The sequence below is a fragment of the Methanoculleus caldifontis genome (assembly GCF_032842345.1).
GTDB lineage: Archaea > Halobacteriota > Methanomicrobia > Methanomicrobiales > Methanoculleaceae > Methanoculleus > Methanoculleus caldifontis.
The window spans coordinates 928,044-940,179 of the sequence record NZ_WBKO01000001.1 but is presented as its reverse complement, the minus strand read 5'-3'; the positions used below and the strand labels follow the sequence as shown (position 1 = coordinate 940,179).

The 12,136-nt window shown below is 64.4% G+C and carries 11 protein-coding genes; 1 reads left to right on the top strand and 10 read right to left on the bottom strand.

Annotation, left to right across the window (positions count from 1 at the left end):
• Positions 1–25 precede the first annotated feature (25 nt).
• The gene (locus tag F8E02_RS04905; RefSeq protein WP_317064361.1) at positions 26–1,510 is read left to right on the top strand and encodes an alpha-amylase family glycosyl hydrolase; all 1,485 of its coding nucleotides are present in this window, start codon (positions 26–28) and stop codon (positions 1,508–1,510) included.
• A gap of 11 nt (positions 1,511–1,521) precedes the next feature.
• Here the strand turns inward: F8E02_RS04905 and F8E02_RS04900 are convergent, their stop codons facing one another.
• The 10 genes from F8E02_RS04900 to mcrB all read right to left on the bottom strand — a co-directional run bounded on the left by F8E02_RS04900 (position 1,522) and on the right by mcrB (position 11,992).
• A complete protein-coding gene (locus tag F8E02_RS04900; protein WP_317064360.1) occupies positions 1,522–2,376 on the bottom strand; it encodes a MerR family transcriptional regulator in 855 nt (284 codons plus the stop codon).
• 161 nt (positions 2,377–2,537) lie between these two features.
• Positions 2,538–3,377, bottom strand: a complete 840-nt coding sequence (locus F8E02_RS04895; RefSeq protein WP_317064359.1) for a tetratricopeptide repeat protein — start codon at positions 3,375–3,377, stop codon at positions 2,538–2,540.
• A 112-nt stretch (positions 3,378–3,489) separates the two neighbouring features.
• Positions 3,490–3,921, bottom strand: a complete 432-nt coding sequence (locus tag F8E02_RS04890; protein WP_317064358.1) for an HNH endonuclease — start codon at positions 3,919–3,921, stop codon at positions 3,490–3,492.
• A gap of 54 nt (positions 3,922–3,975) precedes the next feature.
• A complete protein-coding gene (locus tag F8E02_RS04885; RefSeq protein WP_317064357.1) occupies positions 3,976–4,431 on the bottom strand; it encodes a hypothetical protein in 456 nt (151 codons plus the stop codon).
• 115 nt (positions 4,432–4,546) lie between these two features.
• A complete protein-coding gene (locus F8E02_RS04880) occupies positions 4,547–5,380 on the bottom strand; it encodes an SDH family Clp fold serine proteinase (protein ID WP_317064356.1) in 834 nt (277 codons plus the stop codon).
• Between the two features lie 245 nt (positions 5,381–5,625).
• Positions 5,626–6,708 carry a DNA polymerase IV gene (gene dinB, locus F8E02_RS04875; RefSeq protein ID WP_317064355.1) on the bottom strand — a complete coding sequence of 361 codons (1,083 nt, stop codon included), beginning with the start codon at positions 6,706–6,708 and terminating at the stop codon, positions 5,626–5,628.
• A gap of 925 nt (positions 6,709–7,633) precedes the next feature.
• Complete coding sequence (mcrA, locus tag F8E02_RS04870) at positions 7,634–9,340, bottom strand: coenzyme-B sulfoethylthiotransferase subunit alpha (RefSeq protein ID WP_317064354.1); 1,707 nt, start codon at positions 9,338–9,340, stop codon at positions 7,634–7,636.
• A gap of 5 nt (positions 9,341–9,345) precedes the next feature.
• Entirely contained in the window at positions 9,346–10,110 is a 765-nt protein-coding gene (gene mcrG, locus F8E02_RS04865) for a coenzyme-B sulfoethylthiotransferase subunit gamma (RefSeq protein WP_317064353.1), read from the bottom strand.
• 90 nt (positions 10,111–10,200) lie between these two features.
• Positions 10,201–10,668 (bottom strand): methyl-coenzyme M reductase operon protein D, encoded by a 468-nt coding sequence (gene mcrD, locus F8E02_RS04860; protein ID WP_317065150.1) that lies wholly within the window; start codon positions 10,666–10,668, stop codon positions 10,201–10,203.
• Positions 10,669–10,687: 19 nt separating this feature from the next.
• Positions 10,688–11,992 (bottom strand): coenzyme-B sulfoethylthiotransferase subunit beta, encoded by a 1,305-nt coding sequence (gene mcrB / locus F8E02_RS04855; RefSeq protein WP_317064352.1) that lies wholly within the window; start codon positions 11,990–11,992, stop codon positions 10,688–10,690.
• Between the last annotated feature and the right edge of the window lie 144 nt (positions 11,993–12,136).

The following is a 12,136-nucleotide window of genomic DNA, read 5'->3' as shown; positions in this document are numbered from 1 at the left end:
CCCCGCACAACCGAGGGGCCTCGCGATGAGCGTCCCCCCCCGCCACCCTTCTCTCTACGAGGTCAACGCCCGCGTCCATCTCCGGCGTCTCGCCCGCGAGACCGGGCGTTCCCGTGCCGCGCTCGACGATATCCCCGACGCCTGGCTCCGTGGGCTTTCGGCCTGCGGCCTCTCCTGGATATACCTCATGGGCGCCTGGGAGACCGGAGAGGCCGGGCGCCGCGTCTCCCGCTCGAACGAGGAGTGGCTCCGCGGCTTCCACGACCTCCTCCCCGATCTCCGGGAGGAGGAGATCTGCGGCTCCGGGTTCGCGGTCGCCGGCTACCGGCCCGGCCAGGACCTCGGCGACCCGGATGCCCTCGCCCGGTTCCGCGAACGGCTGCACCGCGAGGGCCTCCTCCTGATGCTCGACTTCGTCCCGAACCACACCGGCCTCGACCATCCCTGGGTGCGCGACCACCCGGACTACTACGTCCACGGCACGGAGGATGACCTCGCCCGCCGGCCGCAGGACTTCATCGCCCTCGATCTTTCCGGCGGCCGGACCGTCCTCGCCCACGGCCGGGACCCCTACTTCTCCGGCTGGCCCGACACCCTGCAGCTCGACTACGGCAACCCGGCCCTCCGGGAGGCGATGATCGCCGAGGTCCGGCGGATCGCGGGGTGGTGCGACGGCGTCCGGTGCGATATGGCGATGCTCGTTCTCCCGGAGGTCTTCCGGCAGACCTGGGGGAGGGATGCACAACCCTTCTGGCCGGGGGCGATCGCCGCAGCCCGGAAAGAGAACCCGGAGTTCGTCTTCATGGCGGAGGCCTACTGGGACCTCGAGTGGACGCTCCAGCAGCAGGGGTTCGACTACACCTACGACAAACGGCTCTATGACCGACTGCGAAGCGGTGACGCCGGCCCGGTCCGGGACCATCTCCGGGCTGACCCCGAATACCAGCGAAAGTCCGTCCGGTTTCTCGAGAACCACGACGAACCGCGTGCCGCAACGGTCTTCCCGCCCGACCGGCACCGGGCCGCCGCCGTCCTCGCCTACCTCTCGCCCGGCCTCCGGTTCTTCCACCAGGGGCAGTTCGCCGGACGGCGGAAGTTTGTCCCCGTCCACCTCTGCCGCGAGCCCGAGGAGCCGGTCGATCCGGCCATAGAAGAGTTCTACCGGCGGCTTCTTGCCTGCCTGAATCGCCAGGCGTTCCGGGACGGGGAATGGCGGCTTCTTGAATGCGGCCCGGCATGGGAGGGCAATCCCTCCCACGACGGCTACATCGCCTTCGCCTGGGGAGGGGAAGGGGAACAGCTCCTCGTCGCCGTCAACTACGCGCCGGACCGGGGCCAGTGCTACGTCCCGCTCCCGTGGACGGATCTTGCGGGGAGGTCGGTCCGGCTCCGGGATCTGATGGGGACGGCAGAGTACGACCGCGACGGGGGGAGTCTCCTCTCGCCCGGCCTCTACCTCGACATCCCCGGCTGGGGCTGCCATGTCTTTGCGGTCGAAGAAGAAAGGTGACCGTTCCCCCTTCAGGGGGACAGCGGGAGGTCCGTCACCGGGAACTGGACCTCGGTCATGAGTTCGTCTTCCGGCACCTCTGCGGGGTCGTTGAGGTAGAGCTCCCGCGAGGGGCCGGCCGGCGCGAGGCCGTGCTCGCCCATGTAGGCAAAGAGCCGCTCGTACGCCTTCCCGACCCCGCCGTAGGGGCCCGTGTGGAGCACCGAGACGAACCGGCCGCCAGGAAGGGTCCGGACCTCGATGGCGGACCCGTCGAGGTTGACGGACCCCGTGATCGGGATCGCGACCTCGATATCGGCGTCCGTCTCCCGGTACTCCTCGTCGTGGCAGACGAACATGATCGGCCCGGCCACCCGTGCAGCGGGCTGCCGCCCATCAGCAGGATAGACATAAGCGCAGAGTTCCCCGATCAGTCTCGGGATCGCTTCCTGGTACACACCCCGCTCCCGGCGGGAAAGCGCCCGCAGGGATGGGATCTCTTTGATGACAGGTTCGGTGATCGACATACGGAATCCTCCGTTCAGCGGGTCCTGCACCCGCAGGACCTCTGCGATCGCATGCAGCCGTCCAACCTCCCGCTCGGTCTCAGCGAGACGTGCGCGAAAGAGATCCCGTATCGTCCCGGCATCCCCCCGTTCCCGCGCATCGAGGATGGTCTCGACCTCGGAGAGGCCGAACCCCAGCCAGAGCAGGTGCCGGATACGGATGCCGCGCTCGACCTGGGCAAAGGTGTAGTAGCGGTATCCCGTGCAGATGTCTCTTGCCGCGGGGACGAGGAGCCCCCGCTCGTCGTAGAGGCGGAGCGCCTTCTGCGAGAGCCGGGTGATCTGCGAGAACGTGCCGATAGGGATCTGATCGACTGGCATGGATTACATCCACCTGTTGGCATCGCCGGGTAATAGGAGGTCGGAGTCTCCCCCGGGGGAGAGTTCCCGCCCGGCGCGACAGTCACCGGTTGGACGGCGCCCGGCGTCAACCTTCCGGAACGGTCCGGGCGGCGCGGGCCCGGAGAAAAGAGCCGGGGCCGTCACCACTTCTCGATGAGGCCGACGAGCATCTTGCGGACCTGGGTGGTCAGCTCGCAGGAGGGATTGATCTCGAGCGCCTTGTCGGCACATGCGAGCGCGTGGCGGTACATGCCGAGGTGGTAGAGGACGCTGCACTTCATGCTCCATCCGGCGGCATACTTCGGATCGAGCGAGAGCACCCGGTCGAAGCATTCGAGCGATTTGCGGTACTCGCCGAGCGCGTACAGGGCGCCCCCCTTCAGGCTCCAGACCCGGACGCTCCCGGGGTCGTCGGCGATGGCCCGGTCGTAGCAGGCGACGGCCTCCTCGTGCCGGTGCTGGAGGAAACGGGCGTAGCCGAGATCGGTCCAGGCCGCCACGAAATGAGGGTCAAGGGCGAGCACCCGCTCGTAGCAGGCGACCGCCTCGTCCAGAAGGCGCTGCGCGACGAATATCCCGCTCCGGTTGTACCAGGCGACCGCGGAGTCCGGGTTGATCTCGAGGGCGCGATCATAGCACGCGAGCGCCTCGTCGAACCGGTTGCGGCGCCGGTGCAGCATCCCCCGGGAGACCCAGGCCGGAGCAAATTCCGGGTCGATCGAGAGCGCCATCTCCCAGCAGGCCAGGGCGTCCTGGTCCCGTCCGAGAAGGTCGAGGAAGACGCCCTTGTTGTTCCACATCTTCACGTTGGCCGGGTCCTCTGCGAGCACCCGGTCGAAGCACGCGATCGCCTCGCCGAGGTGCCCCTGCTGGGCCAGAGAAACCGCCTTTCTGCTCACTGCCGCGTCGGTCTCGGGACCCCGCCGGTCTCCGGGATCGGCCCTGCCGAAGAGTCGCTCTGTTATACTCACTCCGGTCATTCCCCCCGTGGTAACGCATCTGGTAGCGGGCATACGATATAATCGTTCCCCCACCGCGGATGCCGGCCGGGGCCACCTGAGCGGCTTTCAGGGGCGGCAGGACGGGCGAGCGTCAGCGAAAACGGCGGCGCGCAGCCGGGAGCACCCGTGCCACCCGTCCTGCCCCTCCCTCGCGGCGGAGCTCGGTATGCACCCGGGCGTGGCAGATGCCGCAGAGCGTGACCAGGTTCCCCGGATCGTCGTTCGTGGGGTCGTGGTCGAGATGATGGATGTGGAGGTCGCGGTCCCCGTTGCAGACGGCGCACCGGTGGCCGTCACGTGCGAGGATCGTGTTGCGGACCTTCTTCCATCCCAACAGAGCATACTTCTCCCGCGTCCGGATGGGAATCGCGAACCGATCGCAGTAGATCAGGCCTCCGCTCCTCGCGGCAAAAGGGCACCGGCAGCAGAGCCGGCGAAAACCGTTCAGGTCGGGACGATCAGCGCAGAGCGGGGGCTGCGAGCGGTCGAACGCGTCCAGGCCCAGCTGGAGGTAGGTGCTCACGATCAAAAGAAAGTGGGTTGCGGGATGGGATAAGTGCTGGGAACCCGTCCCGGATCAGGGGAGTGTCGGGGTGGGTGTCACAGGGGTTACCGCTATCCGGCTCTTGTACAGGAGAACGCCGGCCGTGCTCCGGATCTCGATCTCGACCGCCGCAGTGTCCGACGGCGACTCGCGGGGGAGAACGAACTCGATGGGATTGGCGCGTGAGACGTTCGCGAAGATCACGTTTTCCCGTGATTCTCTCGTCGTTCCCCAGGAAACGCCCTGCTCGAGGATGTAGTTCACACTATAGGTCCCCGCCTCATCGGTCTCCGGAATGAAGCGGAATATCACGCGGTCGTCGTAGTTAAATGTCTCCCCCCGGAACTCCGGGGCGGGCCCCTCGACCGCGGGGGCCTGCTCCTGCCCGAGGCACCCGGCGGAGAGCAGCACCGCCGCGAAAAAGAGGCACACGAATGATCTCTGCAGAATCGTTGAAGTCGTCATTGCCGTTTCCTCGTCGTCCGGCATCCGCGCCCTCCGGGACCGGCATGCCCGCAGTCGCGTGCCGTGAATGGAGTGATCTTGGCGCCGGAACCTTAAAACAGGGTAGGCCTCGCCGTGCCCGAAGACGCACGGTCACGTTTCACCGACCCTTCTCCTCCTCCCGGTAGGGCACCGGGACATAGGCGACCGACGGGCGGCGGACCATCGCCTGGGGAAAGAGGTCCATTAGCCGGTACACCCCGGCAGGCATGCCGGGGATGACGGGGAGGCCGAGGTCCCGCGCCTGCTCGAAGGTGATCGGGTAGTCGTGGGTCCATGTCCCTTCCGTGAGCAGGCGTGCGAGGGAGTCTGCACGCTCAGGCTCCATCCGGTCAAGGAGCAGGACCGTGACAAACTCCCGCATCTGGTTCCGGGCTTTCGATGCGATGTCGACCAGGATGAAGGTCTCGTCCTCGATCTCCTCCGGCGGCTTCAGGTGCGGGACCCGCAGGATCGAGGCTGCCGGGTAGTCGCCGATCCGGGGGTCGACCGGGCCCAGGACGGCGTTCTCGTCCATCACCACCTCGTCGGCGGCGAGGCAGAGGAGCGTTCCGCCCGACATGGCGTAGTGGGGGACGAATATCGTTATCTTCCCCTTATGCCGCCGGAGCGCCATCGCGATCTGCTCCGAGGAGAGGACCAGGCCGCCGGGGGTGTGGACGATAAAATCGATCGGCATCTCCGACGGGGTGAGCCGGATCGCCCGGAGGATCTCCTCGGAGTCATTGATGTCGATATAGCGGTAGAACGGGATGCCGAGAAAAGCGACCCGCTCCTGCCGGTGGATGAGGGCGATGACCCGCGTCCGGCGTTCGGCCTCGAGGTCCCGGATTGCCCGCAGGCGCCTGGCCCGGGTCACCTGCTGCTGGACTACCGGCACCGCAAAAATGAGAAGGAGCAGGGCGGCAAGGAGCACGGTCCAGATGTCGGGCATGCCGGCAGGATGCGCACGCCACGTAAAGAAGGTTCGCCCTGCGGCCGGCCGGATCTCGCTATCTTACAGGAAGCCGCAAAGGAGCATTGCACACCCATTTACCGAACTTCGCGTTCTTCGCGGCTTCGGGTGAGCTGACAGTTTATGGGCGATGACGCGCCCTCACGCGAAGACACGAAGCCGCGAAGGAGACTGTTGTAAGTAACCACCGGACTTCGCGCGAGACCATATCGCTGCCCAACCTGTCAGGAGAGGAACTCGTCGATCGATGCCTGCCGGGTCCGGCCCCCCTCGAGCGTCGAGAGCCTGACCCCGATGAGCCTGACGGGCCGGCCGTTGAGGAACGGGAGGAGCAGGGCGGATGCAGCCCGCCGGATCGCCCCCGGATCGTCACTAAACCGCTCCAGCGTCCTCGACCGGGTGTGCGTCTCGAATCCCCGGTACCTGACCTTGACGGTGACGGTCCGGCACCGCAGGCCGTCCGCCGCGAGGGTGCCCGCGACGTCGCCGGCGAGGTCCAGGAGAGTCCCCGAGAGGGTGGAGGGGTCGGCGGTATCCGCGTCGAACGTCGTCTCGCGGGAGACGGACCGGCACCCTCCCCGGTCCCGCACCTCGCGGTCGTCGATACCCCGGGCGAGGCGGTGCATCTGGATGCCGGCCCTCCCGAACCGGGAGATAAGGTCCTGGACGTCACACCGGGCAAGGTCGCCGACGGTCAGGACCCCCATCTGCCGGAGATCCTCGCCGGTCTTCCTCCCGATGCCGGGGATCTTCTCGACCGGGAGGGGGGCGAGGAACCCCGCGACCTCCTCCGGGGCGACGATCGTCAGCCCGTCGGGCTTTTCGTAGTCGGAGGCGATCTTCGCGACGGCCTTGCCCGGGGCGACGCCGACGGAGCAGGTGAGCCCCGCCTCTTCGCGGACCTCCCGCTTGATCGCGGCGGCAAGCGCCCTCGCCGCCGGGAAACTCCCGGCGGAGCTGACGTCGAGGTAGGCCTCGTCGATGCTCACCTGCTCGATCCGGTCGGCGTGCCGGGAGAGGATCGCCATGATCTCCGCTGAGGCACCGGCATAGAGCGGCCGGTCCACCGGGAGGTAGACACCGTGCGGGCAGAGGTCGTACGCCCGCGATATGGGCATGCCGGAGCGGACCCCGTAACGCCGGGCCTCATACGAGCAGGTGCTCACGACCCCCCGACCCGTCCCTCCCTTCGGGTCGGCGCCGACGATCACCGGCCTCCCGGCAAGAGACGGGTCGCGGCGGACCTCCACGGAGGCGAAGAAACTGTCCATGTCCACGTGCAGGATGATCCGACCGCCGGTCGTCACGCTATGAACTCCTCCCCGGGTTCTTCACGAAAGTGTTGGAGGTCCGGCGATATAGGGGGTTTGGTGGGGTGAGGAAAGAGCACCGTGGAGACTTACTGCCCATAGGGTGAGCGGTGACAGAGGAAGGACGGGATCTGATGCTTTGAAACAGTTTCCCAGGACCGCCCACCTCACATTACCCCGCCCGAAGTGCGCACAGAGCGAGCGAGAGAGGGGTGTAAGTCGCCCATCACGGCTTTCGCGTGAGACCATATCGTTGTCCCTACATCGACATCGCACGCGAAGCCGCGAAGAGCGCGAAGAAAAGGAGATTGGCGTAGGTGACTCCCTCGCGGCTTTCACGTCTCGCATCTTGCGGTGCCCATGCCCCATTCTTGGCGGGACGCCGCGCTTCACCGAGAATCTATCGTGAACGAGCGGCTCTGTTGAAATGCTTCACATCCTCTGGAGAACGTCCAGGTACCACGAGATGGTGGTGATGTGACCTCACGCGAAGCCGCGGAGGCACGAAGCCTGAATGGATACTGACAGCCTCCTTCGCGTTCTTCGCACCAGACGGTGCTCAAGCTCGCTACGCTCGCACTTCGCGGCTTCGCGTGAGTCGAGTGGTATGGAGAATTCTGCAGACGATTCGATCTCAGGGAAAGGGATTCAACAAAGCCGAACGAGCTTCTCGAGTGCTCGAACAGCCTCAACCCAACCCCCGCGCGCCTCCCGGTGACCGGGGCGGGCGTCGCGGTGGCCGGGAAGACCGAAAGTGCGAATAAAACACTGAAAATAAGCAAACTTCGTGATATGAATTTATACTATCATAATACGTGGGCGAGTGAGAACCACTCGCTCCACCTTCTCCGTCCGATCGGCAGGAATGCTTGCGATCACGGATGTGAGGACGTGCAACTTAAAAAGGGGGTGATAGAGGGGTTTACCTGGCCGGGACGATGAGCGAGCGCTCGCCGGCAGGCATGAACTCGCGGATCGCACCCTTCGCGAACTCGCGGCGGGGCTCGGCGAAGTCGAACTTCAGGGCCGGGTCGGCGAAGCAGACCTTCACGAGCGGGCTGTAGCAGAACGCATCGCTGCGGCCGTAGTGAGCACCCGCGACGATTGCGGCGTACTCGCCCTGGTGTCCGACGTTCATCGCGTAGTTCGGGTAGTTCGGGCCACGCAGTTCGCCCATCAGACCGCGGTCGGACTCCATGGAGAGCGAGTTCGCGGAACCGCACTGGTCCTGGAGGTCGTAGCCGAAGAAGCCGAGACGCGACCATCCGTCCTTGTGCAGGAGCATGGAGAGGTACCAGGCGTTCAGACCGGCGTTGGAGTTTCCGGTCGCGATGGAGGTCGTGAGACCGGATGCGGCGGCGATGACACCGGCACGCTGGGACCCGCCGAAGTGGTCCTCCATCATGGTCGGGAACTGCTCGTACTGCTCCATGGCGTTGAGGGTGACCTCGGTCGCCATGTCGTTGACGATCTCCTGGGTCGGCTTGACCTTGTCGCTGGGGCTCGGGTTCTTCCAGTCGACGTTGTACTTGTCCTTGACGTAGTCCATACCGTAGTAGGTGAACTCGTCGAGGATGTTGTCGGTGTAGGCCGCGGTCGCGTACTGGGTGAATCCGACACCGCCGGACATGTAGGAGCCGAGCCAGATCTGGTCGTAGAGCATGGTTCCGGCGCCGACGACCTCAAGGGCAGCCTTGGCGGGGTCATTGGGGTACTTCCGGTTCGCCTGGACGATATCGGCGAAGAGACCGAACTTGATGCCACCGGGCTCGTTCGGGCCACGGGCACGCCGGGCGGGCAGGACAGAGCCCATGTTGACGACGCCTGCGTGCTTTGCAGCGTAGGAGAGGTCGGCGACTGCCGCTTCGCCGGCGCACATGCGGTACGCGGCGATGAAGGACATACCGATCTGCATTGCAGACCACCGGGAGGTCGTTCCACCGTCGCAGGTCCTGGAGACCGCGGTCGGGATGTGGATCGCCTGGTACATGCTCTTGCCGATCTCGGCCTTGAGTTCCTCGGCCTGCTTTGCAGGGAAGAGCTTCTCGATGTTCAGGAGGAACTGGGGCTCGATGTCGTCAGCGAGTTCCTGGTCGCCGGTGAAGACCTTGACGAAACAGTCGTCGACGAGGCCGGGGTGGGTCTCGACCATGTGTTCCTGGACGACGGCGCCGCCGGGCATCGCGTGGTTTAAGATGTGGAGGTACTCGTTGATGGTCTCAGGAGTAACTTCCTTGCCGAGACGCTTCTGCAGGGTCTGGTGGGCGAGGTCCATGCCGACGATGACGGTCCGCCGGATGTCGTCCCACATCTGCTGCATTGCAGCGTTGTTGACGAAGTGCAGGTCGTCACCCTCCACGAAGACACCGGTGCCGGAGACTTCGTAGGTCATCAGCTGGCGCTGGCCCATCGGGATACCGCCGAGGTGGCAGCGTTCGGGGTCGTACATGGAGATGCCGCGGTCCATCTCGACGGCACGGCTTGCCTTCATGAACTCCATCTTGCGGGGAGACTGCCGGACGCCGTTGAACTTGTAGAACTCGGCGGTCTCGGACTCGACGTCCTGCCCCTGGAACTTCTCCTTGAGCGCCTTCAGGAACAGTTTCTGGGATCTCTCAATCTTTGCCATTGTAATCACTCCTCTTTCGGCATGAAGCCGTATTTCGTGCGCAGCGAGTGGATGCGCTGGACATATTCGACGTATTCGGCGTCGTCACGGTAGGCGGTTCCGACGAGCGAGTGGAAGATCGTCGTGTGGGCCTTGAGCCACTTCTCGTCCATGGGCTTGCCGACGGCAACCGCACGGTCGAGGGGCTCGCCGATCTGGTTCTTGACGTACTTGACGATGCCATCCTCACCGAGGACGTTCCTCTGGAGCATGTCGAACATCATGCCGTCTTCAGCGAGACGGAGCGAGTGGCCGTGCACGGTCGCGCCACGGATGCCGACGAGAGCGGGGTCGAACATCTCGGTCTCGATGAGTTCCTTGGAGTACTTCTCGAGGTCGCGCTCGCGGCACTCGACGATCTGACGACCGGAGAGCGTACCGGGGTCGATACCACGGAAGCGGTACATCTCGGTGTAGGTCCGCTGGTAGGGCTGCGAGGGGGCGTTGAACATCGAGTCCGCGAACTGGATGTAGCGGACGCGGTCGCCGGCCTGTGCACCCTCGGTGGGCTTGACGAGCTTGCGCATCGGGCAGTCGACTTCCTGCTGCTCGGCGAGCGGCGGGTGAGCACTCGGGTATGCCGATCCGGGAGCGCGGTGGCCGAGGATCAGCACGATGTCCTCATCCGTTACGGAGCGAACCTTCTCAAGCTTCTGCTTGGGGTTCATCTGTTTGCGACGGTTCTCGGCGACAATCGATGTCCCGGGACCGTACTGGGGCTTGTATGCCATGTTTCAATTCACCTCAAAGCGATTGATATCTTATCTTATCCAATCTTGAACGATTTCCGGCCATATTTCCAGGTCCTGACGAACCTTTCGTCACCGCTCTGTCCGGACGATCACCGGGCCTTCCCCGTTCCGGGGGTCCGCAAGGCCGATGAGCGACGTATCGGCGTCGGGTCCATACTTTGCGTAGTCCACGAGCGTCGGAGCGGTCTTCATGAACCTGCCCTCTTGAAGCTGGTAAGGGAACTCCGTGAAGAAGCCGTCGCAGAGCGACCGGATCTCCTCGATGACGGAGGCGTCCTCTACCTCCAGGATAACCTCGCCCGCAGAGATCCGCAGCGCGATCTCGGCGTCGCCGACATGGATCGCTTTGCGGTCGGAGTGCGGGTTCGGGTTTCCCCGTGCCGGCCCGTACGGGACTTTCTTTGGCAGGCCGGGGCCGTGGATCATCAGCCGGCGAATGCCGGCGACACCAGCGAGCATATTGAGCAGGCGTTCTGCGGTGTCAGGCTTGAGCATCCTTCTGGGCACAATCCTGACCTGTGGAAATGCGGCGTTCATCATTCGGATCTCTGCTTGTTCAGGCTCCGTTTGCGATCTGGTTGATCGGCTTGTTGAACACATCGATCTTGCCGTAGGTGTCGGCGAAGAGCTTCGAAGTGCTCTCGGGCGAGAACATCTGGGTTCCGGCGTCGAGCGCCGCCGCAGCGACCACACACGGGATTGCCACGCCGTTTGCATGGCGGGTCACGACGTGGTTGCCGTTGAAGATACCGGGGCCGCCACCGCCGTAGATCGAGTGGCTGAAGAACGAGAACCCGACAGCGGTACCCATGACACGGCCGTAGTCGGTGCTCGGAAGACCGGTCTCGTGCTCGAGCAGGTCGTTGAAGTAGAGGAGCGTCGCGGAGACTGCCTGGGCGAACCGTCCGGCACCACAGTTGACGATGGTGGCCGCCATGGTTCCTGCAGCTGCGTAGGCGTTCCAGAGCATGGGGTCCTTCGTGTCGTAGAACTGGAAGTAGCCGCCCTTCTTGCCGGGGAAGATGACCTTGTCCTCGATGGCGCGCTCGACCAGGCTCTGGACGACGGTACCGACGGTTCCGGTCTCGCCGTTAGCCTTGACGAGGTCGTAGACCATGTTGTTCGCGTTCAGGCCCTGGTAGGCGTACGCGAGCAGCTGGGCGCGCTCGAACGGCCCGACGGCGGATCCCATCTCAAAGATACCGGCGGTCTCGAGGGTGGATGCGAGTGCTGCACCCTGGAGGGCGTTCTTGCCGGTCATCATGACGGTGTGGTTGACCGGGATGTTCCGGAGTGCGTAGCCGATACCCTCGTTGTTCTGGGGGATGGTCAGGATCGAGGCGACAAGCGCGCCTTCCATGTCCTGGGTGTGGGGGTAGCCGCCCCAGCAGGCCGCCTTGACGGTGGATGCGTTGAAGGCGTCGACGTTGAACTGGTCGACGATCGCGAAGGTGGTCGCTGCTGCGACCGAGGTGATCGCGGCGTCGTAGGTGGACGCGTTGACCAGGCGCTTCGTCGGGACCTGGACGAGCAGAAGCTTGCCGCCGTTGAACTCCAGGATCTCCGTGTCGTCGCCTTCGGTAACCTGCATCATGTCCTTGATCTTGGCGACGATGGCGTCCTTGTTCTCCATGATGGGGAGGTCGAGTTCTCTTCCCTTGATCTTGCCCTTGCCAAGCTTGCCGGTCTTGAGTGCGTCCTGGATTCCTCCGAGGTTGACGCTGATCGTTCTCTTGGTCAGGTCGATGATCTTACCTGTGGCCGGGTTAACCAGCGGGCTGATTCTGTCGAGGGTGACGCCGCTCTTGAGCAGCTTCCCGTCGTCAGAATAGAGGTCGATTGTTTCCGTGTATTTAGCCATAGTATTTCATCCTTTTACCCTTGTTCAATGCATTCCGTTCTCGAAAGAGATCCGTACAAACACCAGGTCCGGATCTCTGAAGGCCGCTACTGCACGTCCCAAAAGGGACTATAAGAGTAGAAGGAGGGTTATTAATAAAATTTG